Annotated in this window: 26 protein-coding genes; 12 read left to right on the forward strand and 14 right to left on the reverse strand. The window is 59.9% G+C overall.

The annotated features are described in order from the left end of the window. Positions 1–13: 13 nt before the first annotated feature. From G6M89_RS10120 to G6M89_RS10130, 3 genes are read right to left on the reverse strand one after another with little or no spacing between them, the layout of a single operon-like run. Positions 14–1,135 (reverse strand): peptidase, encoded by a 1,122-nt coding sequence (locus tag G6M89_RS10120; RefSeq protein ID WP_165161668.1) that lies wholly within the window; start codon positions 1,133–1,135, stop codon positions 14–16. Between the two features lie 53 nt (positions 1,136–1,188). After that, a complete protein-coding gene (locus G6M89_RS10125; RefSeq protein WP_165161669.1) occupies positions 1,189–1,788 on the reverse strand; it encodes a DsrE/DsrF/DrsH-like family protein in 600 nt (199 codons plus the stop codon). Between the two features lies 1 nt (position 1,789). Continuing rightward, positions 1,790–2,035 carry a sulfurtransferase TusA family protein gene (locus tag G6M89_RS10130; RefSeq protein ID WP_165161670.1) on the reverse strand — a complete coding sequence of 82 codons (246 nt, stop codon included), beginning with the start codon at positions 2,033–2,035 and terminating at the stop codon, positions 1,790–1,792. A gap of 568 nt (positions 2,036–2,603) precedes the next feature. Between G6M89_RS10130 and G6M89_RS10135 the strand changes: the two genes are divergently transcribed. From G6M89_RS10135 to G6M89_RS10160, 6 genes are all read left to right on the forward strand, one after another. After that, on the forward strand, positions 2,604–3,722 hold the full coding sequence (locus G6M89_RS10135) for an MBL fold metallo-hydrolase (protein ID WP_165161671.1): 1,119 nt from the start codon (positions 2,604–2,606) through the stop codon (positions 3,720–3,722). 84 nt (positions 3,723–3,806) lie between these two features. After that, positions 3,807–4,028: a hypothetical protein gene (locus G6M89_RS10140; protein WP_165161672.1), complete on the forward strand. Its 222-nt coding sequence runs from the start codon at positions 3,807–3,809 to the stop codon at positions 4,026–4,028. Positions 4,029–4,198: 170 nt separating this feature from the next. Continuing rightward, a complete protein-coding gene (locus tag G6M89_RS10145) occupies positions 4,199–4,603 on the forward strand; it encodes a helix-turn-helix domain-containing protein (RefSeq protein WP_165161673.1) in 405 nt (134 codons plus the stop codon). An 89-nt stretch (positions 4,604–4,692) separates the two neighbouring features. Continuing rightward, positions 4,693–4,923 carry an AbrB/MazE/SpoVT family DNA-binding domain-containing protein gene (locus G6M89_RS10150; RefSeq protein WP_165161674.1) on the forward strand — a complete coding sequence of 77 codons (231 nt, stop codon included), beginning with the start codon at positions 4,693–4,695 and terminating at the stop codon, positions 4,921–4,923. After that, a complete protein-coding gene (locus G6M89_RS10155) occupies positions 4,924–5,298 on the forward strand; it encodes a PIN domain-containing protein (RefSeq protein ID WP_165161675.1) in 375 nt (124 codons plus the stop codon). A gap of 42 nt (positions 5,299–5,340) precedes the next feature. Further along, positions 5,341–6,852: a replication factor C large subunit gene (locus G6M89_RS10160; RefSeq protein WP_165161676.1), complete on the forward strand. Its 1,512-nt coding sequence runs from the start codon at positions 5,341–5,343 to the stop codon at positions 6,850–6,852. Positions 6,853–6,907: 55 nt separating this feature from the next. On the opposite strand, the gene G6M89_RS10165 is transcribed toward G6M89_RS10160, so the two are convergent. From G6M89_RS10165 to bioB, 5 genes are all read right to left on the reverse strand, one after another. Continuing rightward, positions 6,908–7,114, reverse strand: a complete 207-nt coding sequence (locus tag G6M89_RS10165) for a hypothetical protein (protein ID WP_165161677.1) — start codon at positions 7,112–7,114, stop codon at positions 6,908–6,910. Positions 7,115–7,198: 84 nt separating this feature from the next. Then, on the reverse strand, positions 7,199–7,909 hold the full coding sequence (gene bioD / locus G6M89_RS10170; RefSeq protein WP_165161678.1) for a dethiobiotin synthase: 711 nt from the start codon (positions 7,907–7,909) through the stop codon (positions 7,199–7,201). A gap of 2 nt (positions 7,910–7,911) precedes the next feature. Continuing rightward, entirely contained in the window at positions 7,912–9,120 is a 1,209-nt protein-coding gene (locus tag G6M89_RS10175; RefSeq protein ID WP_165162102.1) for an 8-amino-7-oxononanoate synthase, read from the reverse strand. 75 nt (positions 9,121–9,195) lie between these two features. Continuing rightward, positions 9,196–10,260, reverse strand: a complete 1,065-nt coding sequence (locus G6M89_RS10180; RefSeq protein WP_165161679.1) for a transcriptional regulator — start codon at positions 10,258–10,260, stop codon at positions 9,196–9,198. Positions 10,261–10,282: 22 nt separating this feature from the next. Further along, positions 10,283–11,380, reverse strand: coding sequence for a biotin synthase BioB (gene bioB / locus G6M89_RS10185; protein ID WP_165161680.1), 1,098 nt, complete (start codon positions 11,378–11,380; stop codon positions 10,283–10,285). Positions 11,381–11,629: 249 nt separating this feature from the next. Between bioB and G6M89_RS10190 the strand changes: the two genes are divergently transcribed. Continuing rightward, positions 11,630–12,457, forward strand: coding sequence for a hypothetical protein (locus tag G6M89_RS10190; RefSeq protein WP_165161681.1), 828 nt, complete (start codon positions 11,630–11,632; stop codon positions 12,455–12,457). 137 nt (positions 12,458–12,594) lie between these two features. Here the strand turns inward: G6M89_RS10190 and sucD are convergent, their stop codons facing one another. Next, the gene (gene sucD / locus G6M89_RS10195; protein ID WP_165161682.1) at positions 12,595–13,467 is read right to left on the reverse strand and encodes a succinate--CoA ligase subunit alpha; all 873 of its coding nucleotides are present in this window, start codon (positions 13,465–13,467) and stop codon (positions 12,595–12,597) included. Further along, the gene (sucC, locus tag G6M89_RS10200; RefSeq protein ID WP_165161683.1) at positions 13,467–14,618 is read right to left on the reverse strand and encodes an ADP-forming succinate--CoA ligase subunit beta; all 1,152 of its coding nucleotides are present in this window, start codon (positions 14,616–14,618) and stop codon (positions 13,467–13,469) included. Before sucC ends, sucD begins: the two co-directional genes overlap by 1 nt. A 469-nt stretch (positions 14,619–15,087) precedes the next feature. Here sucC and G6M89_RS10205 point away from each other — a divergent pair, with 469 nt between their 5' ends. After that, on the forward strand, positions 15,088–15,957 hold the full coding sequence (locus G6M89_RS10205) for a UbiA family prenyltransferase (RefSeq protein ID WP_343162642.1): 870 nt from the start codon (positions 15,088–15,090) through the stop codon (positions 15,955–15,957). A 104-nt stretch (positions 15,958–16,061) separates the two neighbouring features. Here G6M89_RS10205 and G6M89_RS10210 read toward each other — a convergent pair whose 3' ends face one another. Then, positions 16,062–16,289, reverse strand: a complete 228-nt coding sequence (locus G6M89_RS10210) for a DUF5795 family protein (protein WP_165161684.1) — start codon at positions 16,287–16,289, stop codon at positions 16,062–16,064. 148 nt (positions 16,290–16,437) lie between these two features. Here G6M89_RS10210 and G6M89_RS10215 point away from each other — a divergent pair, with 148 nt between their 5' ends. Continuing rightward, entirely contained in the window at positions 16,438–16,755 is a 318-nt protein-coding gene (locus tag G6M89_RS10215) for a hypothetical protein (protein WP_165161685.1), read from the forward strand. A 121-nt stretch (positions 16,756–16,876) separates the two neighbouring features. On the opposite strand, the gene G6M89_RS10220 is transcribed toward G6M89_RS10215, so the two are convergent. After that, positions 16,877–17,128, reverse strand: coding sequence for a HalOD1 output domain-containing protein (locus G6M89_RS10220; RefSeq protein WP_165161686.1), 252 nt, complete (start codon positions 17,126–17,128; stop codon positions 16,877–16,879). 379 nt (positions 17,129–17,507) lie between these two features. Between G6M89_RS10220 and G6M89_RS10225 the strand changes: the two genes are divergently transcribed. From G6M89_RS10225 to G6M89_RS10235, 3 genes are all read left to right on the forward strand, one after another. Further along, complete coding sequence (locus tag G6M89_RS10225) at positions 17,508–18,347, forward strand: aldo/keto reductase (RefSeq protein WP_165161687.1); 840 nt, start codon at positions 17,508–17,510, stop codon at positions 18,345–18,347. Positions 18,348–18,467: 120 nt separating this feature from the next. Continuing rightward, positions 18,468–19,238, forward strand: a complete 771-nt coding sequence (locus G6M89_RS10230; protein WP_165161688.1) for a hypothetical protein — start codon at positions 18,468–18,470, stop codon at positions 19,236–19,238. Positions 19,239–19,308: 70 nt separating this feature from the next. Continuing rightward, positions 19,309–19,518, forward strand: coding sequence for a hypothetical protein (locus G6M89_RS10235; protein WP_165161689.1), 210 nt, complete (start codon positions 19,309–19,311; stop codon positions 19,516–19,518). Between the two features lie 35 nt (positions 19,519–19,553). On the opposite strand, the gene G6M89_RS10240 is transcribed toward G6M89_RS10235, so the two are convergent. After that, complete coding sequence (locus tag G6M89_RS10240; protein WP_165161690.1) at positions 19,554–20,141, reverse strand: hypothetical protein; 588 nt, start codon at positions 20,139–20,141, stop codon at positions 19,554–19,556. A 97-nt stretch (positions 20,142–20,238) separates the two neighbouring features. Further along, positions 20,239–20,832 (reverse strand): hypothetical protein, encoded by a 594-nt coding sequence (locus tag G6M89_RS10245; protein ID WP_165161691.1) that lies wholly within the window; start codon positions 20,830–20,832, stop codon positions 20,239–20,241. Positions 20,833–20,877: the final 45 nt, after the last annotated feature.

Consider the following 20,877-nt stretch of genomic DNA (forward strand, 5'->3'; position numbering starts at 1 on the left):
GGGCCGTGGTCAATTAGCCGTGGTGCTCGTCGCTGCCAGCCTCGAGTCCGTCGCGTTCACGGAGGCGTGCGATTCGCGCTGCAAGCGGCGGACGTGTCGACAGCCAGTTTCTATCGTCAGGATCTCCCAGATCCAGCCCGGCTGCATCGGCGATTTGTTCGAACGCATCGGCGAGTTCAGTCGCCCCGATTCGGTCTGCAGCACGGGCGTCAGTGTACCATCGCACGCGACGAGACAACGCGGTAGCACCGATGATGAGGACGGCAGTCGTCCCCACACCGACAACGAGCGATACCGTACCGGTGACACCCGCAAGCAACGGAATAGTTGCGACGACGAACGCAACCAGCGATACGAGCGTCTCGTAGTGTGCCGCTTGCTCGCGCCTGGCTGTGAGCGTTCCCACCAGCGTCCCATCCTCGAGCGAGGAAAGCGCGGCCTCGTCCACGAACAACACGCGGCCGCCGGGTGCACCAAGAATTTCGACGGTGATGTAGCGGTCACCGCCCTCGATGACGCGAACGCCTCGGGGCTCGAGGTCGACTCGCTCGAGGAGTGGGTCGAGTCGTACCCGTTCGTCGTCGGTCGGGGCTCGAGTGGTGGTCGTTACTGACTGGAAAATCGGACTGGCAATCCAGAACCCGATCAGCAACGCAAACAGGAATACGGTGATGCCAACCAGTCCGGCGCTAATTGCCGGGCCAGCGAGCGTGACAGACAGCAACGCAACAGCGAACGCTCCTGCGATAAAGCGCCCGTATCGACGACCGGCACGCCACGGTGAGTCGACGTTGGGAAAATTTGGATAGCGCCGTGCGAGGCCAATAAACGTACTTGCGCTCACGACACCCGCTGCGAGGGCGCTGAGGGGGACAGCGAAAAGACGCCCGAGTACCCTCTCATCATCAAGTGGCGTCGTCACAGCTAGCCCGGCGGGGATGAAAACCCAACTCGTGATCCCCACGACGGCCGCCAGTGATGCTGTAACGAAGAGTGCGCCTCGAGCCGCGGTTTCGTCGTCGGTACGGCGGGCGAACAGCCCGTACAGCGAGCCAACCGCGAAGGCGACTCCGGCAGCGACTACAAGCATGCCTACGAGGGAGAGCCAGAAGATGGCAGTTGCGGGGAGGGACATACACGCAGTTCAGTATATCAACACAAACAACGTTTCGGTTACAGAGAGATGCCTCAGATAAGGAGTTGCACGTCCGACTCGGCCATATGCTGCAGTGCCGTTGCCGCGCCGACGCCCGTGGTGACGCCGTCGTAGAAGTCATCCTCGTCGTAGTCCATCAGGTCGACGGTCATCTGACAGGCCTGCAGTTCGACGCCCTGCTCGAGCGAGAGAGCAATCAGATCCTCGATAGTTGGCGTGCCGTTCTCGTCGATTCGTTTTTCCATCATGCGCGTCGCCATCCGGTCCATGCCGGGGAGTGCCGCGAGAACGTTCGGCATCGGCATATTCGGGTTGCCAACGGCGCTCAGTTTGAGGGTCGTCGATTTCTCCTCGTGGAGGATGTCCAGCCCCCAGAACGTATGGAAGACGATGACCTCCCAGTCGAACGCCGCCGCTGTACTCGCGAGGATCAACGGCGGGTAGGCCATGTCGAACGTCCCCTTCGTGGCGACGATGGTCATCTTCTTGCCGTCGTCATCCTCTCCGGCGTCTGCGAGTGAGGCCTCGAGTTCGTCGACGCGCTCTCGCAGCGCCTGCAGTTCGGCAGGATCAACCTCGATGCTCCCGCCTGGATGTGCGTCCGTGTCGTCGGCTGGCGTCTCTGTACTCATGTTAGTCCGTCTTCTTTACGTAGTGTGTGTACAGGTCATCAGATTCGACCTGCTCGAGCAGTTCAACGCCATTGGTCCCCTCGGCCCACCCCCGGATATCGCTCATGCTCCCCGAATCCGTCGCGACGACCTCCAAGACATCACCGCTCTCGAGGTCATCGATCGCCTGTTTTGATTTGACGATTGGCATTGGGCAAGACTGTCCTTTGACGTCGAGGGTCTCTGTGATATCGTAGTCAGCACTCATAGTAAATCCCGCTCTATATTGGAGCTACTACACAATACAATTCCAACCCTGAAAAGGATACCGGTCATTGCACAGTAATCAAACAATTGTCGAGTATGACAGCCACAAATATGCTTGATTTCTACCTATTTCAGACCTGTTGAGCGATTATCGATAGCTCGGCCTACTACAGTATTGTCTTCCTCATGCCGTTGTTCACGAACAGGTATACTCTGTGTACCCCTCGTTCAATCACACCGGTTTCGAAACCCTGATTTGAGCGATAGTAGCCACTGACAGTCAGTACACACCTACTCGTACGATGGCTGTGCGAATAGTGGCAAACAGTTTCAGTTGTTACTATAACTCCGTCGTGTGCGTCACCCGCTGCAGTTTCCAGTCATGTTCGCTCACAGTGCATCTGCTTTCCAGTCGCTGATCGTGTATTCATACGCGCTGGGTGTTCCGGCCACTGATCGAGACGTCGCCACTCACCCTCCGATTACGTTCCGAGATGGAGTTACGTTCGCAGGTCCCAACCCGTTCAGGCAACGAATTTAAGCGTGTTCCGACAATAATCTTGTGTATTATGAGCAATAACAACCTGGAGCCATCAACCGTTGCACAGCGCCTCGAGAACGGGGAGGAACTGTTCGTTCTCGACGTCCGAAACGAAGGCGAGTACGAAGAGTGGCAGATCGAGGACAGTGCCAACATTCCCATCTACGACGAACTCCTCGAGTACGACTTCTCGACCCTCGAGTCCCGGCTCGAGGAGCTGCCACAGGAGACTGAAATCGCGACAATCTGCGTCGCCGGGATTACCTCAACACGCGCCGCCGAGTTTCTTCGCAAGCAGGGCCTCGACGCGAAGTCAGTCGACGATGGCATGAACGGTTGGGGTCGCGTCCATCGCCAGTACGACGTCGATGCGGCTGACGGTATCGTCCAGATCGTCCGCCCAGGAACTGGCTGCGTCTCGTATCTCGTCGCCGACAGCGGCGAGGCTGTCGTCGTCGATCCGAGCCAATACATTGATCGGTACCTGAACGCGGCCGACGAGCGCGATCTCGAGATTACCGGCGTCATCGACACGCACGCCCACGCCGACCACGTCTCGGGGGCGCGTCAACTCGCAGGTGAACTCGATGTCCCGTACTACCTCCACGACGACGATACCGGCGACCTCGAGCGACTCACGGAGTTAGCAGACGGCAACTCGATTTCAGTCGGTGAACGGTCACTCGATGTCCATCACACGCCGGGACACACACCCGGTAGCGTCTCACTGCAGTTTGGCGATGCGCTGCTGTCCGGCGACACGCTCTTTCTGCGCAGCGTCGGCCGTCCCGACCTCGAGGACGGCGACGAAGAGGCGATCCGAACGGCCGCGAGCAACCTCTTCGACAGTCTCGAGCAGGTGACGGAGCTGGCGGATGATACTGTCGTCCTTCCGGGGCACTTTAACGATGAGTCGGTCCGGCCGCTTGCGACTGATCTCGGCGAGTTGCGAGCGGAGGCGACCAACGAACTCCTGAGTTACGTCGCAGATGGTGACGAGGAGTCGTTCGTCGAAACTATCGTCGACAGTCTGGCCGACGAGCCAGCGAATTTCAACGAGATTAAACAGATCAACTGGGGGAAAACCCAGCCTGGCGGCGACGTCGAAGAACTCGAGTTAGGGCCGAACAACTGCGCAGCGAACTGAATCAGGAGCCCGCACTCGGCAGCAGTTCATTGATCGCAGATAGCATCCCGAAGACCTATCGGCCTTGCAAGCGGAGTGTGGAGTATGTCGGAGACGATGTCGCGCCGTTCGCTGTTTGGTCTCGCGGGCGCTGCGAGCCTCTGTTGTCTCGCGCCCGGTACAGCCGCCGTTGCCGGCGGTGGGACGACGGCTGCGGCGGGCGCTGGACTCGGCCAAGTCCTCGTGACCGTCGTGACACTGGCCGCAATCGGTCTCGTCGTCCGCTGGCGGACGGACTGTCCAGCCTCTACAGGATGCGAGAAGTGATGACCCGAACTCTACTGTGGCGCTGCAGTTGCAGACCGTCGTGACCTGTCTCGAATAATCGCGTTCTCGAGAGAAAATCAGCAGTATGACGCGCTCGTTCGCCTGTCCAACGCAATTGCACAATATTCACATAACCCTTATATCGATGCGTCGACTACTGCGTGATACCGATGGCACAATCGATGGCGGAACTGCTCCAGCAGGATATGGAGTGTGAAGGGCTGTTGGAGTGTATTCACGGACTAAAGCAACTCGATAAGGACTGCTTTCGCGTGATGGTTGAAAGCGACGACCCACTCACGATTGACGAAGTCGCCGAGCGCGTCGACCGCGAGCGCTCGACGGCATATCGGTCGATTCAGCGACTGCTCCAGAGTGGCTTTATCCAGAAAGAACAGATCAACTACGATCAGGGTGGGTACTATCACGTCTACTACCCGACAGATCCAAACCAGATCGCTGGTCAGATGCAGCGAACGCTCAACGACTGGTACGCGAAGATGGGCCAACTCATCCAGGAGTTCGAGGACAAGTACGACCACGTCGACGAAGCCCAAGCGACCGTCGAAGGATAATCACATCTGTCTCGAGCAACGTGGACGGCAAATGGGTATGCTCATAACTTGAGGGAAGATTTTTACTGATTCCCACAGTACACTGACGTATGTCAGATGTAGCGCTTGATGACCGAGGACGACTCACCCTTCCAAAGGAGATCCGCGAGCGATATGGAGACCGATATCACGTCGTTCAGCTTCCTGACGGCATCAAACTAGTTCCAATCGCTGACGATCCGCTCGAGGCACTCAGAGACGAATTTGCAGACGTCGACAAGTCGGCTGACGAGCTCCGAGACGAAGCGCGTGACGCTGCCATCGACGAGGCTGGACGGTAGATGTACGCTGAGACGGACTTCCTTCTTGCGCTCATCAAGGACGACGACTGGCTCGGCGAGGCCGCTGAGACAGTCTATCAAGAACACCGAGACGAGTTGTGGACATCACACTTCACACTAATCGAACTCCTGATGGTTGCCTACCGGGAGGACCGTGACACTGAACGCGTCGTTTCGAATGCTGGCACCCTCGTCGACGTGCGCGGTGACGTGGAGACGGTCGTTACAGCGGCGACGTACGTCGAGGACCACGGATTCACACCGTTCGACGCACTGCACCTCGTCGAATCAAACGGCGACACCATCGCCTCGAGTGACGATACGTATGCAAATGTTACGTCCCGTCTTGACCTGAAAACGGTCAGCGAGGAGTGACGCTCCGCAACCACTAAACACGACTCCCACCAAGCACAGCCAATGAGCGACTGGACCGAGACGTACCGCCCGACGACGCTGTCGGAGGTACGCGGGAACAACAAAGCCCGCGACAAACTCGAGGAGTGGGCAAACACCTGGGACGACCACGGGGAGGCAGTGATCGTCCACGGCAGTCCCGGCGTGGGGAAGACCTCAGCGGCCCACGCGCTGGCCAACGACATGGGCTGGCCGGTGATGGAACTCAACGCCAGTGACGACCGTCAGGCAGACGTCATCGAGCGCATTGCGGGTGAAGCCGCAAAGAGCGGGACGCTCACCGCGGGCGGTGCCGGACGCCGACTCGTAATTTTGGACGAGGCGGACAACTTCCACGGCAACGCAGACTACGGTGGCTCGAGAGAGGTCACTCGAGTCGTCAAAGACGCGAACCAGCCAATCGTCCTCGTTGCGAACGAGTTCTACGATATGAGCAACTCGCTTCGCAATAGCTGCGAGACAATCGAGTTCCGCGACGTCTCCAAGCGCTCGATTGTCCCCGTTCTGCGGGATATCTGCCGACGCGAGGGCATTGAGTACGAAGACGCCGCCCTCGAGAAAATCGCAGATGCGACGAGCGGCGACCTGCGCTCGGCGGTTAACGACCTGCAAGCGGTCGCCGATGACACTGGCCGCTTGACCGTCGATGATGTCGTGACGGGCGACCGCGACACGACAGAAGGCATTTTCGAGTTCCTCGATACCGTCATCAAAAACGAGGACGCACAGGGCGCACTCCATGCATCGTACGACGTCGACGAGAATCCAGACGAGATGTTGAACTGGATCGAAGACAACGTCCCGAAAGACTACCACGGCGCGGAGCTGGCTGACGCCTACGGCTTTCTCGCGAACGCCGACCGCTGGCTCGGCCGCGTGCGCTCGAGTCAGAACTACTCGTTCTGGCGGTACGCAACGGACAACATGACCGCAGGTGTTGCAGCCTCCCGTCGCGAGCCAAAAGGCGGCTGGACGCGCTATGGTCCGCCGAGTTACTGGTCGAAGCTCGGCCGCAGTAAGGGCACACGGAACACGCGCGATGGCATCGCCGAGCGAATCGCCGAGCGCGAGGGGACAAGCGTCGCAACGGCTCGCCGCGAGATTCTGCCCTACCTGTCGGCGATGACTCACCACTGCAAGAATCGCGACCTCACTCTGCAAATGACTGCAACCTACGACCTCGATGAGTCAGAGGTTTCGTTCATCACCGGCAGCGGCAAAGACACGAACAAAGTCCAGTCTATCGTCGCGGACGCCGAGGAGAAACAGGCCGAACTCGCCGTCGAACACTCCGGCTCTGCCTTCTTCAATACCGGCGACACCGAGGACTCGAGCGCGGACGACGAGACTGACGAAGCCGATACCAGCGAGGATGAGGCCGACGGACAGGCAACGCTTGCAGCCTCGAGTGCGTCAACGGACGACAGGGCCGGGGATGGCTCGAGTGAGTCAAAGCAAGAGCCAGAACCGACTGAACCGGACGAGGATCAGTCGGGTCTGAGCGACTTTATGTAGTCGAGCCGCACGCAAACCGCCCGGAAACCGCCCGGAAACCGACTGTTATCATCGGTTACCGCAGTTTTGGCTCGTAGGGACCGCTCTTTGCACTCGAGTCTCGTCTGAGGTAGCGACGGAGAAGCGAGCGCGCACCGACGTAGAGCGCACCAAGGAGGATCGGCGTCACGATCACAGCGGTGAGAACGAACGGCTCCATGAGTTCAACAAATTTTTCGTAATCGATGAGTCCGTTCAGAATCGGGGTAGCGGCTTCGATCACACGTACACCTGTATTGGTAATTCATGACACGCCACTATATGGTTTTGGACTACCTGCTCCGGTCGACCAATTCGGCTATCAGTCTCAGTCAGAGACACTCGCGACTCGCGCGAGAAAATCACTCGAGAGGGCCTCAATAACCCCGTCTGCGAGCGTTTCTGGATCACCTTCGAGTGGCGCCACTGTCTCAACAAAATAGCCAGTCATGCGCTCGAGTTCGTCGGGGTTCGTCCGTTCGGCGAGCGTCTCGCCGGTATACTCGTTACAGACGATGCCGACAACGTCGATGCCGCGGTGCTCGAGTGCGTCGACCGTGAGCGCGGTGTGATTGAGCGTGCCCAGTCCCGAGCGGGTGACGACGACGGCGCTGGCCTCGAGATCGGAAACGAGATCAATCACCTCGTGGTCGCCGGCGAGTGGAACGCGGAGGCCGCCGATTCCTTCGACGAACGCGCGTTCGGGCCGCTCGCATTCGGCCCGGCAGGCTGTTAGAATTGCCTCGTAGGAAAGCTGTTCGTCGGCGACCTCGGCTGCGACCCGCGGCGCGAGCGCTGGCTCGAGGTACCGTGAACACGTCGCCGCGTCGCTGTCGCCACAGGCCTCGGCGACGAACGCCGCATCGTCGTCGGGCGGATGCCCCGTCTGGGCGGGTTTGATCGCTCGAGCGTTGATTCCCGCTTCTCGAGCGTATCGTGTAAGAGCCGCAGTTAGAACGGTTTTGCCGACGCCGGTTCCGGTGCCGACGACGGCGACCGGTGGGGTGGCGTTGCTCGAGTGCTCACTGTGCCCTGCCATCGTTACAGCAGTCCGAGTTCCTCACCGACGGTACGAAATGCCTCGAGACAGGCCACGATATCGGACTGATCGTGCGTGGCAAGCGGCGTGACACGGAGTCGACTCGTCCCCTCCGGAACTGATGGCGGGCGGATCGCGGGGACAACGATATCGCGTTCTCGCAAGCCCGCGGCGAGCGCTAGTGCATCCCTTCGGTCGCCGACGATCACCGGCAGGATCTGGGAGTCTCCGGGGACGTCGAATCCCATCGTTTCGAGGCCATCCCGGAGGTGACTGACGTTCTCCCAGAGGCGCTCGCGGGCGTCAGTGTGGCGCGCAAGGTGTAACGCCTCGCTGGCTGTTGCAGCGGCTGGCGGCGTGAGCCCCGTCGAGAAGACGAACGAGCGAGCGTCGTTTACCAGACACTCGATCAAGGCGGTGCTCCCTGCGACATAGCCGCCCTGACTGGCGAGTGCCTTCGAGAGTGTCCCCATCTGGATCTGGACACGATCATCGAGGCCCTCAGCCTGCACGACGCCGCCGCCGTCGACGTAGAGCCCAGTTGCGTGTGCTTCGTCGACCATGACCCACGCGCCGAACTCCTCGGCGAGGTCACAGATCGCAGTCAGCGGCGCGACGGTGCCGTCCATGCTGAAGACGGTATCGGTGACGATGAGCCAGGATTCGGTTTCACCGGGCGCGCGCTCGGCCCGCGCCTCGAGTTTCGAGCGCAGATCCGCCATGTCGCGGTGGTCGTAGACGACGGTTTCGGCGCCAGAGAGATGACAACCGTCGATCAGACTCGCGTGATTCAACTCGTCCGAAAAGATCACGTCGGGCTCGAGTGCGGTGAGCGTGCCGACGTTTGCAGCGTAGCCGGAGGAAAACGCCAGCGCGCGCTCGGCCGATTTCGTCTCGGCGAGCAGACGCTCGAGGTCGCGGTGAACCATCGTATCGCCGGTGACGAGTCGACTCGCGCCCGCGCCTGTGCCGACGGTCGCGGCGGCCTGTCGGGCAGCGTCCTGGACGCGCTGGTCGGCAGCCAATCCGAGATAGTTGTTCGAACCGAACACGAGCGCCTCGTCGGCGTCGAGCACCGGCAGATCGCTTCCTGAGGGTGCTGCGAAGTAGCCCCGCTCGGCAACCCGGTCGACGGGCGACAGCGTTCGTTTCAACTCGCGTTCCTCGAGCGTGGAGCGCCGACCCTCGAGGTCGAACCCGCGGTCTTCCATTCGCGTGAAGGGAGTCATTGCCGTGGTATCACTTTCACGGTTCTCGTTTGCCGATCGCACTGAGACCTGATTCGATCAGAACCGAGGAAGTAACTCCGCTGGGCCAAAGACGCCGTACTCGCCGTTTCGATGCCGTCGGACACCAGCTTTCAGGTAGCCCAGTGCGGGGCCGTTGACGTTCGCTTCCATGCTCGTCTCGTCGCCCAACTCGAACGTGTTCGTCGCCCGCTCGCCGTCGAAGGTCGTCCCCGTCACCGACACCGTGGTCGTCGTCGGCTTTTCGTCGCGTCGGACATCGAGGATGCCGCCGACGGTGACATCCTCAGCGTCACAGATTCCCGCGCGCTCGAGGAGCACGTCGTCTGCGTGTTCCATGTCTTCGAACTCGAGGACGCCGTCGTGCTCGTCGATGATTGCCTCAATGTCGGCGTCGGAGAGGTCGCGCGCGGTCTCGATATCGTAGCCGGGGAGGTGGGCAATGTCCTCGCGGACGGTGCCGCGGTTGTCCTCGTAGCCCGATTTCAGGCCGACGCCCCACCAGATGTCGACGGATTCGACGTCGACGAACGATTGAGCGGCGAGTGCGGCCGCGCCAGTGAGAAAGCCCGGCGTTGCGCCTGCACCGCAGATGAACGTCACGCCAGCAGCCTCGAGAGCCTCTCGGCGGTCCTCGAGCATGCCGATCACGCGCGAGCGTTTGAGCACGTCGATCAGAACGCCCGAGTAGCCGGCCTCGATGAACCGGTCTGCCGTTCGCGGGATGAAGTCGTGTTCGTAGTTCGGCAGCGCAAGCAACACCGCATCAATCTCCGCGCCCGCGTCGATGATTGCCTGAATGGGATCATCGGTTGCGGTCGCCTGTTCGGAGGCGACGACGCCGCGCTGGGTGCCGTGCTGTTTGACGTGAGCGCCCGTTGTGGCCGTCTCACCGCCATCCGTAGCCGCATCATCGGGGCCGCTGTCGATGTTTCCCTCCGTCGCCGCCAGCAACTCCTCGACTGCCAGTCCGTCAGTGTCAATTGCGACACCGTGGCGGTCGCATGCCGCGACCGGCGTCAGCGCTTCTTTGTGCTGGCTGACCTCGAGTGCTCGTCGGCCGATACCACCGGTTCCGAGTACGGCAAACGTGATTTCGTGCATGATAGTCACTATAGTAACCGTCTCAGTCGTCGCCCGACTCTGCGGTCGTGCTCGTCGCGACTGTCTCGTCCTGTCTCTCGTGGCGCTCTTTCACCACCGCAGGGTCGAACTCGTTGACCGACCGATTCGGCTCGAGACCCGCGCGCTCGATGATCTCGAGGTCTTCGGCGGGCGATTGGCCTTCGGTCGTGAGATAGTCACCAGTAAGGAGGCCGTCCGCGCCGGCCTCGAGGGGCAGATGTTGTTCGTCGGGTGTGAGATTGACCTCGCGACCGCCCGTCAGGCGCACTCGAGACTCGGGATGGAGCAGTTTGTACACCGCGACGGTCTTGATAATCTCCTCGCGGGTGATCTCGACGCCCTGTTCGGCCAGCGGCGTTCCCGGGACGGGATTGAGGATGTTCACCGGCAGCGAGGAGATGCCGATCTCCTGGAGCGCAATCGCCGCCTCGACGCGATCCGTCGGTGTCTCGCCCATCCCGAGGATAACGCCGGCACAGAGGTCCATCCCGGCGTCTTTGGCTACCTCGAGCGTCTTCACTCGGTCCTCGAAACTGTGGGTGTCGACGATTTTGGGGAAGTACCGCGGCGAGGTTTCGATGTTGTGATTGTAGTGTTCGATTCCCTCTTCGGCGAGGATCTCGGCTTCCTCTTCGGTGAGGATCCCCAGCGAGGCGTCGATCTCGAGGGCACACTCATCGCGGACGAGGCGAATCGACTCGAGGACCTCCTGCCACTCCTCGGGCCGGTGTTCCTTCGAGACGCCTTTCTCGGCGACGACGATCCCGAAACGCTGTGCGCCGTCGGCTTCAGCGCGCTTTGCGGCCTCGAGAATCTTCTCAGGACCAAGAAAATCGTAGGTGTCGATGCCAGTCTCAAAGTGGACTGATTGGGCACAGAAGCCACAGTCTTCGGCGCAGTTTCCCGCCTTCGCGTTGACGATCGAACAAGCGTCAACGGTGCCATCGCCGAATCGATCTCGAACGACACCGCCGGCTTCAGCAAGCGCGTCAACCGGTTGGGCAAGGAGCGCAACACCGTCAGTTCGATCGAGGCGATCACCAGTGAGTACGCGCTCGAGGGCGTCATCAACCGTCGTATTTCCAGTCTCGTAAACCACGCTAGTCACACCTGTTGACGGCAGTATAATAGTTACGGAGTCAACGTATTCACCGATTGGAACCTACTCGAGGGGAGAGGTTGGACAGTTCTGTGCAAGTTCACGCTGTTACACCGGTTTGTACACAGTTGGTCACCCATACGCACCGATCCGGCCGTTACGCTCATATAGAAAACTACTAATGATGCGTGAGTGATAAAATTCCAAAAGTTAATTACGTGGGATTATGTAGCTCCTATGAGTGAGTCCATGACCGACAGCACGATTGGGGAGCGTTCGACCGATGGTGGGGTCGATATCGGCGCGAGTGCCGACGACCTCTTTGGGGCAATCGCAGACGAACAACACGCTGCAGCGGCCGTTGGCCAGGGACAATCCAGTCCCTCGAACGGCGATGCCACGTCGGCGACCACGGAGAGCACTGACGGCGTCGAAGATCAAACCGCAGCGAGCGTCTTCGGCCAGCTCAAAGCCGATGCCGAGACGACCACAACCGACGACGGAAGCGATGACGTACTCGAGGGTGAGACGCCCGAGGATATCATCGCGAGCGCGGACGAGCCGGTCGACGACTCCGACTCGGACATCGATGACGCTTTGCTCGCGGACGAGGACGAACTCGAGGAACTCCTGTTGACGGGCCGCACGAAAGACGAGGAGTTCCTCTGGGTCGATCCCGATGGCGTCGCCGACGCTGATACAGAAACGGACGAGCCAGCGCCCGCTCAGTCGGACGACGAGAACAACACGGCAGACACTGCGGAGGCGACCACACCCGAAGCGATGACGGCCGAAATTCTCGAGGACGAGGAGTCAGAATCGGCGACTACAGCCGATTCGGCCGCAGAATCCAGCACTGAGTCGACAGAAGGTGACAATGAGACGGCCCCAATCTCGGACCGAGACGCCGACGCGGAGTCGGAGAATCCCGACGCAATCCCCTCGCTCGAGGCTACGCGGGCTGATGAACCCGCCTCGAGTGACGCTGCGGAAGCGACAGATTCTGAGTCCGAAGACGAGCCGGACTCGAAGCCCGGCTTCATCCGGCGCGTCCTCGCTGCGCTCTCCCCGTTTTAATTGCTCGCCCACGCTGGTCATGGACATCGCGGATTCGTTTGTTTTGAGTGCTCGTCAGAACGCTCTCTGGAGATGTCTCTGTCTCGAGGACAGAAAACAGTCGAGCGAAAACGAACGCTCGCTGCGTATCGGCTGCGTTAGCCGAGGAACTCTTCGATGTGATCCGCGACTTCTTCTGGCGTATCGCCAACAGGGACGCCAGCGTCGTTGAGTGCTGAGATCTTGCTCTCTGCCGTCCCAGTACCGGAGCCGGAGACGATTGCGCCGGCGTGGCCCATGCGCTTCCCTGGCGGTGCCGTTCGGCCGGCGATGAAGCCAGCGACGGGCGTGTCGACGTGCTCGTCGATGAACGCGGCAGCTTCCTCTTCGTCTTCGCCACCGATCTCACCGCACATGACGATTGCCTCGGTTTCGTCGTCGTTCTCGAAGAGTTCGAGGGCGTCGACGAAGTCCGTTCCAATAATTGGGTCGCCACCGATACCGATGGCGGTGGTCTGACCGATGCCGCGATTGGTCAGGTTATCGACGACCTGGTAGGTCAGCGTCCCCGAGCGGGAGACGAGACCGACGTTCCCATCCGAAAAGATGTTTCCAGGGAGGATACCGAGTTTGGCCTCGCCAGGCGTGATGAGGCCAGGACAGTTCGGACCGATAAGTCGCGTGTCCGTCTCGGTGAGGCGCTTGTTGACGCGCGCCATGTCCTGCGTCGGAATGCCTTCCGTAATCGCGACGGCGAGGTCGAGATCCGTGTCGAGTGCCTCGAAGACCGCGTCGCCCGCGAACGCTGGCGGGACGAAAATGACCGACGTGTCGGCGTTCTCTTCTTCGACGGCTTCGTGGACCGTATCGTAGACCGGCACGCCAGCGGCTTCCTGCCCGCCTTTGCCGGGGACCGCACCGGCGACGACGTTCGTGCCGTACTCCATCATCTGTTCGGCGTGGAACTTGCCTTCCCCGCCCGTAATTCCCTGTACCACGACGCGCGTGTCGTCGTCGACTAGTACGCTCATTATTCGCTCACCTCATCAGCGTATGCAACAGACCGCTGAACCGCATCCTCGAGGGTCTGTTCGACCGTCACGAGGTCCTCGTTCAGAATTTCCATCCCCTCTTCCCAGTTCGTTCCGGCCAGTCGGACAACGACCGGCTTTGGAATGTCGTCGAACTGCTCGAGTGCTTCGTTGATCCCCTTGGCGACCTCGTCGCCACGGGTGATGCCGCCGAAGATGTTGAAGACGACCGAGTCGACGTTCTCGTCGGAGAACACCATATCGAGCGCGTTCGCGATCCGGTCGGCCTTTGCACCGCCACCGACGTCGAGGAAGTTCGCTGGCTCGCCGCCGTAGTGGTCGACGAGGTCGAGCGTCGTCATGACAAGCCCGGCACCGTTGCCGATAATCCCGACGTTGCCCTCGAGGCGGACGTAGTCGAAGTTGTACTCGTCTGCCTTCTGCTCGAGATCGTCGCCGCCGCTTGCGGCTTCTTCTTCCATCTCGGCCAGTTCTGGCTGACGGAAGAGTGCGTCCTCGTCGATGTTCATCACGGCGTCGGCCGCGATGACCTCGTCGTCTGCGGTGACCATCAGCGGGTTGATCTCGGTATCGGAGGCGTCGCGGTTGGCCCACAGTTCGTAGAGCGTCGTCAGGACACTCGAGACGTCGCGGGCGATCGACTGGTCGACGCCAGCGTCGTAGACGGCCTTCCGGGCCTGGTATGGGTGCATCCCGAAGGAGGGGTCGATGTGTTCCTGTGCGATTGCGTCAGGATCTTCCTCGGCGACTTCTTCGATGTTGACGCCACCTTTGGTCGAGACCATCGCGACGGGTTTGCCCGCGCCGCGGTCCATCGTGATCCCGACGTAGAGTTCGTCGGTGAAATCGACTGCGCCTTCGACGAGGACCTGCTCGACGTGGTAGCCCTTGAGGTCCATGCCGAGAATGTCGTCGGCTGCCTCTCGTGCCTCGTCAGCGTCGTCGACGAGTTTGATACCGCCGGCCTTGCCCCGGCCGCCGACCTGTACCTGCGCTTTGACTGCGACTGGATACCCGATCTCATCGGCCGCGGCAACGACGCCGTCGACGTCAGAGGCGAGCTGTGATGCCGGCGTCGGAACCCCGGCATCGGCGAAGACCTCCTTCGCCTGATACTCGTGTAATTTCATGCCATTCGAAGGGCCGTTCCGACCTTGCTTAAATCCTGCCAGTTTCCACTCGCGAGCGGAATCCATCGACGTGCATGAACTTCGGTGAGGAAACTGTCGAGACACCAATTCACCGATCCATTGATTTCTGCCGAATCAAAACCATGCGACGGGTGAACGCGCCCAGTCGTGAAAGTTTGTCCACAAGGTACACTGATGAGGACTCGAATCAACAATTTTTCTGCGAAGTCTATCGTGCCGTTTGACACCGACGCTCGCGCTAGCGCGTCGAATCACACACGAAAGACCATCCAGATTTCGAGCAGCTGTCGCCCCGACCGAAGGGTTTGACTCGAGTGCGCCCATAGACGTGACTGAACCGCGCGATGGGGGCGACTCGAGGCCGCTCCCGTCCGGTCGGTACGCGACCGCTCGGCTCTCCCCATCCGATGTCACATCCGTCTCACCACCACTCGGAGGCTGGCCCGCGGTGACGACCACGCACGCACAGTCACGAGCGCGGCGCTGGCGTTCGTCACTCGAGGCGTTCTGTCGTGTGCTGGTCCACAGCAACCTCTTTATTTCGCTGGCGACGATGAGCGTCGTCGTCACGACGGTCGTGCTGGCGGACCTGCCACTCGAGCCGATTCCGCTGTTTATCGTCTTCGCTGCGACGCTGTTCGTCTACACCGTCAACCGATTCACCGATCTCGAGGAAGACGAGGTAAATGTCCCTGATCGGGCAGCATTCACGAAACGCTACGGGCGGCTGTTGTTGGGAATTGGCGTCTGCTGTTATCTCGGCACGATTGGCGTTGCGGTCGTCCTGGGGGTTCCAGGGGCGATCTATCTGCTGTTGCCACTCGTCGCCGCGGTGTTGTACTCCATTGGCGGCATCAAACGACTCCTGCTCGTGAAGAACCTCTTCGTCGGCGTCGCCTGGGGGCTGCTCCCCCTGGGAGCCGGCTACTACTACGACAGCCTCTGGACGCCTGAAATCCTGTTTCTCGCGGGCTACATCACCGCGATGATCACGATTGCAGCGGTCGTTTTCGACATCAAAGACATCGAGGGCGACCGCGCGGAAGGGATTGCAACGGTGCCGAACACGGTTGGCGTCCCCCGAACGCGGCGACTCGCACAGGCTGGCACTCTCGTGGTTGCAGCGGCGGTCATCGCCGTCGTTGCACTGACGACGCTCTCGAGTGCGTTACTCGTTGTCCTCGCGATGAACGTCTACGTCGCCTGTTACATTCCCTTTGCGACCGCCGAGCGCGGGCCGCTGTTCTACGGCTTCGTTATCGACGGTGAGCACGTCTTTCTCGCGGCGGTCGTCATCGTATTCGAGTTACTCGGGTGAGAACAGCAGTTATAGTAGCCACTGCAAGTCATTGCACACCTGATCGCCAGACAGGTCGGCGATCAGTGTGTAAATAGGTGCAGTTGTTACTATAGTGGTACCTCTTAGTCTCGGTCCGTCTCGGCCCAGTCACACTCCTGGCACTTCCAGCCAGTGACTAACTCCGTGACTGAGGGCATGTACGTGACCTCGAGGATATCGCCCCCACAGTCGGGACAGTCCCGATTGGGTTCGCTGATCGAGTCGACTTCCATGATGCTGTCGCCTTCGATCAGTTCCGCGAGTTTCTGTGCTGTGACCATTCGCCCCTGAACGACGCGATTCTCGCTCACGCGTCTCTCTCCGGCCGCAAGCACCCTAACTATTGTGAGGGCAGAAATACTCACGCGTCAAATGGCAACTCTTGGGTACCCACAAACTATCGGTCCGGCCTGTAGCTGCGGGCACAATGGTATAGGGTATCTCGTACGTACGTCATGTATGGAAACCCGTTGGGTCACCGTTGACGGCGTCCGGGTCGAACTGCCAGCCGACTGTACGGCTGGTCAGTTGCGGGACGCCCTGTACAAGCCCTCCAATTCGACAGTGGTCGCGGTGACCGGTGATCTTGTTTCGGTCGTCCACGACGACGACAAACAATTCTCAGAAATGGTCGCCGGTTGCGCTGAAACATACTACTTCACTCACATCGACGAGCCGCATCGAAATGCAATTCTCGAGACACCGGAGATTGAACAAGCGATCGCCGAGCCAGTCGGCGACGAAACGACGTTCCAGCGCCCAGAAATCGATCACTAATTGCTCTCGCAGTCACCACACCGAAGTGGCGATACGGAATGTACAGGACAGCTAGCGGCCGATTGCGATACTGATCCACGCCTAGGGTCCCACCCCCGTCCACTCGAGACGGAGTCGTTGATCAGTTAATCGAAAGCGCTGGGCCGTCTTCGGTGAAGACGATCTCAATGTCGTGGCCCGCATACGAGAACTCAACGCGCCCGGTCCGTACCGTGCCGGTTGCAGTTGGGCTAAAGACTGCTGACAGTGCGTCGGGGTCAACCGCATCGAACAGTGGTGGAAGCGCAGTCGGGTCTGTGTCGCGTTTCGCCGCGACCTCGGTAATGATCTGTTCGTGGACTCGGTCCGTCTCCATCTCGAGGGTCCGTGTCATTGCTACGTAGGGCCACACTCCGCGGTTAATAAGTTTCGGAACTCGAGTGGATATAGTAAAGAACAGACACTGAGAATACTGTCAGTGTAGTTTGTTCTATTGTACCACGGATGAGCAATTCATAGACGACCTATCCACTCACAACCTGGCCGTATGTCCAGCAATCACTTGTTGAATCCGTGGTGTTGTTTTCGTTCGTTTCGATTGATCGGATAGAAACGAGGAATTGGCAATGATCGTGATAACGAGCGCGTCTCACACTCACCTTGTCGCTGCACGCTCAGAGTGACTGCTTACAGACAGCAACAGCGACAGAAAAATCACTCGTGGATATCTGCAACCCCAACTGCTTTTCGCGTGCCTCGACATTGTCCGTCACATGACGCCCGATGACGTCGATTCGATCGATTCGACGATGTGTCCAACCGCGAGTACCATACCGATGCTCGGACTCGGAACGTGGCAAGCCAGCAACGACGACTGTACTGCAGCCGTCCAGACCGCCCTCGAGTGTGGCTATCGACACATCGACACGGCACAGGGGTACGACAACGAGGACGCCGTTGGCGAGGGAATCGCCGCCTCCGACGTCGACCGCGACGACATCTTCCTTGCAACGAAAGTCTCGAGTTCGAATCTCGCACACGAGGACATCCTCGAGACGGCACGCGAAAGCGTCGATCGCCTCGGTGTGGAGTCAGTCGACCTACTGTACGTCCATTGGCCGTCCCGTGCGTACGATCCCGAGGGGACGCTGTCGGCGTTCGATCAGCTATACGACGAGGGGTTGATCGAAAACGTTGGCATCAGTAACTTCGAACCTGAACAGATCGAGCAGGCAGTTGCTCTCTGTGATGCGCCGATTCTGGCGAATCAGGTCGAGTGTCATCCGTTGTTGCCACAGGAACACATCCGCGACGCCTGTGCGAACTACGATATTGAGGTCGTGGCCTACAGCCCGCTTGCCCGCGGGTCGATCGTCGACCAGCCTGAGATTCAAGAGATCGCGGCCAAACACAACGTCACCGAAACGCAGGTCAGTCTCGCCTGGCTGCACGAGAAGGGAGTGACTGCCATCCCAAAGTCGGTCACGCCGGAGCACATCCGAGACAACTGGCGATCCCTGACGCTCGACCTCGAGCAAGATGACATCAACCGGATCGACGCGATTGATGAGACCAGCCGCGAAGTCGACCCGTCGTTTGCTCCCTGGAACTGAACTACCCCCTGAATCAGCCGCTAATCCCTGATTACTCGGTTCTCGAGATCGATTCGTCAACGTGTTGTCGGTGCTGAAAGAGAAGGAAAGTTTACGGTACACCGGCAGTTTGGCTTGCGTATGTCCACCCGCACACGGAATCGTGGCGGTGGTGGGATCGTCGGCGCGGTTAAGACCGACTTACAGCGGTTACACGGTGCTTGGATGGAGATCGTCTTCCCCAGGCAACGCGGCCGCGGCCACTCCGTCATGGGCAAATGGGAGCCTGAGACGCTTCCACAGAAAATCGGTTACCGTCTCTGGAGTATCCTTGGAACGATTGGACTGCTACTCATGTATCCCCTGACCGTCGTCGGGCTGGGAACGCGTTACTACGCATCGAAACTCGATTCGACGCGGACGCGACTCGGTATCGCCGGCGTCACTGGCATGGCACTGGTTGGCTGGGGGCTGCTCACGCTTATCTGGGGCGCGATGGCCTACATAGAGCAAGTCGATATTCCGATCGAATCCGTCATCGCCGTCGCCGCCGCAAGCGGTGTCGCAACACTGTCGGCCGCCATCGCCTCCATGTTCGCCAAAGTCGGCGGGCGCATCACGACCGTCGTCTTTGCGTACCCATTCGGGATGACCGCGCTGTTCCTCCCGCCGGTCGTCGCCGCGCTCGTCACGCCCGCTCTCGAGCCCTACGTCTTAGAGCCGAGCTATCAGTTCGCCGCCTGGCTGCTTGCGAACCCGCTCGCCATTGGTGGTATCAACGAATTCCTCTGGGCAAACTTCGAACTCGAGGGCGCAGCGTACGCAGCGATGTGGCTCGGCTTCTCGTTCGCGCTGGGCTGGTTCCTCGGTATCCTCGTCTCGCTGGCGAATCTGGTTCGCCCGTCGAACTAACCGAAGACGTTCGGTCTCGAGAGCGTCTGTTTTCCGAACATAATTACTCGAGGACGCCCAAGCGTCTGCTATGGCACTTGACCTCCCGAAAACGATCGCGGCGTTCGTTGCAGTACTGGTCGTCGGCGTCGGCACGTTGTTTGCGCTGCCGGAACTGACGCCGATGGCACCGATGACGACGGACACGATCATGATGATGGTCCTGCCGTCGATGGCAATCTTCGGTGCGATCATGCTCGCAATCGGCGTCAAACACGGCGAGTACCGCGCGACGAACTAGCGACTGCGATTCTTTTTGTGGCGTGGGCTAGCGTGTTACTGTGGGCTCGAGTCGACGGTTCTGCTGTGACGTTGCAGCCCGGCAAGCCCGAGCAGGTACGAACTCAAGAGGATGAAAAACCAGGCGTCAGCCCACGTTCCGTAGCCGTACTCGGACATCGTTGCCGCCGCCACGATGAACATGAGAACGCCAGCGCTGGTTAGAAGGCGTGCATTGACGACGTGGTCGCCGTTCATGACGTTGCGAGCAGTTACGCCAGCCATTCCGCCGAACAGAACGTACAACCCGAGGAATACACCGGTAATCAGTGCTCCAACCGGCGTCAGCGCTCCCTCGAGACCCACACCAATGAGCAGCGCTGAACCGACACCGTAGCCGATGATTGGCCCGCCGATGAACGCACCGATGAAAACGAGAGCAGTCCGTCGGCCCGCCTCGAGGTCGATCCGATCCCCGACACAATAGCACCCGACACCCACGGAGCCGACGCCGATCCAGGCGACGGTCCAACTGGCCTCGAGCCAGTGCCAGACCGGGTGGCCCGAGCCGAGCGCAACAGCGGCTTCACCGAGACGCACGACAAACGCGAGCAGCGCCGTCGCCACGAACAACCTTCGGTACACGCACGAACTGTCGGAACGTAATGTATAGTAGCTGTCGATTCGTGAAACGGCTGGCGCTGACTACCAGTGTGAACGCAAAAACGCAAACCTGCGTGAGTCAATCACTGAGGCGCTGACGCCTCGAGTCGCTGGATTCACTCTGTCGTTGCAGCCGGACGAGACTGAACATGTACACACTGAAAAGGAGTGTCGACCAGGTGTCTGACCACCCCTGCCCGTAGCCAAACACCGTCGAGATCGCCGCAATGAGCGCGAGAATGCCGCTGAAGGTTAGAAACCGAGAACCAATAAAAGGGACATCGTTCGCCACAGCGTGGGCGGTCACGCCAGCCATGCCAGCAAGTGTGATGTACCCGCCGAGAAATGCACCCGTAATCACCTCACCGACAGGTATCAGCCCTTCGAAGCCCAAACCAATGAGCAGCGCCGCACCGACGCTGTAGCCAATAGTTGTTCCACAGAAGAGTGCACCGATAAATGTAGATCGCGTGCGAATGCCCCCATCGAACGTGATCCGATCATCGGCTCGATAACACCAGAGGCCCACGACAAGAACACTGAGCCAAGCAACGGTCCAACTGGCCTCGAGCCAGTTCCAGAACGGGTTCGACGGACCGAGCGCGACGATAACCTCGCCGAGACGCACGAAAAAGCCAAGTAGTATCGTCGCCACGAACAGTCTTCGGTACACACGAAATGTGTCTGAACGGAATGCGTAATAGCTGTCGGTAATCGT

This window comes from Natronolimnobius sp. AArcel1 (assembly GCF_011043775.1).
GTDB lineage: Archaea > Halobacteriota > Halobacteria > Halobacteriales > Natrialbaceae > Natronolimnobius.

Excerpts from the sequence above, each read along its gene's own strand:
- G6M89_RS10150 (WP_165161674.1), top strand. The coding sequence starts at position 4,693 with ATGTCAGATGTAGCGCTTGATGACCGAGGACGACTCACCCTTCCAAAG.
- G6M89_RS10235 (WP_165161689.1), top strand. The coding sequence starts at position 19,309 with ATGGCACTTGACCTCCCGAAAACGATCGCGGCGTTCGTTGCAGTACTG.
- G6M89_RS10130 (WP_165161670.1), bottom strand. The coding sequence starts at position 2,035 with ATGAGTGCTGACTACGATATCACAGAGACCCTCGACGTCAAAGGACAG.
- sucD (WP_165161682.1), bottom strand. The coding sequence starts at position 13,467 with ATGAGCGTACTAGTCGACGACGACACGCGCGTCGTGGTACAGGGAATT.
- sucC (WP_165161683.1), bottom strand. The coding sequence starts at position 14,618 with ATGAAATTACACGAGTATCAGGCGAAGGAGGTCTTCGCCGATGCCGGG.
- G6M89_RS10190 (WP_165161681.1), top strand. The coding sequence starts at position 11,630 with ATGACCGACAGCACGATTGGGGAGCGTTCGACCGATGGTGGGGTCGAT.
- G6M89_RS10220 (WP_165161686.1), bottom strand. The coding sequence starts at position 17,128 with ATGACACGGACCCTCGAGATGGAGACGGACCGAGTCCACGAACAGATC.
- bioD (WP_165161678.1), bottom strand. The coding sequence starts at position 7,909 with ATGGCAGGGCACAGTGAGCACTCGAGCAACGCCACCCCACCGGTCGCC.
- G6M89_RS10230 (WP_165161688.1), top strand. The coding sequence starts at position 18,468 with ATGTCCACCCGCACACGGAATCGTGGCGGTGGTGGGATCGTCGGCGCG.
- G6M89_RS10215 (WP_165161685.1), top strand. The coding sequence starts at position 16,438 with ATGGAAACCCGTTGGGTCACCGTTGACGGCGTCCGGGTCGAACTGCCA.
- G6M89_RS10140 (WP_165161672.1), top strand. The coding sequence starts at position 3,807 with ATGTCGGAGACGATGTCGCGCCGTTCGCTGTTTGGTCTCGCGGGCGCT.
- G6M89_RS10125 (WP_165161669.1), bottom strand. The coding sequence starts at position 1,788 with ATGAGTACAGAGACGCCAGCCGACGACACGGACGCACATCCAGGCGGG.
- G6M89_RS10225 (WP_165161687.1), top strand. The coding sequence starts at position 17,508 with ATGACGCCCGATGACGTCGATTCGATCGATTCGACGATGTGTCCAACC.
- G6M89_RS10135 (WP_165161671.1), top strand. The coding sequence starts at position 2,604 with ATGAGCAATAACAACCTGGAGCCATCAACCGTTGCACAGCGCCTCGAG.
- G6M89_RS10175 (WP_165162102.1), bottom strand. The coding sequence starts at position 9,120 with ATGGAAGACCGCGGGTTCGACCTCGAGGGTCGGCGCTCCACGCTCGAG.
- G6M89_RS10120 (WP_165161668.1), bottom strand. The coding sequence starts at position 1,135 with ATGTCCCTCCCCGCAACTGCCATCTTCTGGCTCTCCCTCGTAGGCATG.
- G6M89_RS10155 (WP_165161675.1), top strand. The coding sequence starts at position 4,924 with ATGTACGCTGAGACGGACTTCCTTCTTGCGCTCATCAAGGACGACGAC.
- G6M89_RS10145 (WP_165161673.1), top strand. The coding sequence starts at position 4,199 with ATGGCACAATCGATGGCGGAACTGCTCCAGCAGGATATGGAGTGTGAA.
- G6M89_RS10180 (WP_165161679.1), bottom strand. The coding sequence starts at position 10,260 with ATGCACGAAATCACGTTTGCCGTACTCGGAACCGGTGGTATCGGCCGA.
- G6M89_RS10160 (WP_165161676.1), top strand. The coding sequence starts at position 5,341 with ATGAGCGACTGGACCGAGACGTACCGCCCGACGACGCTGTCGGAGGTA.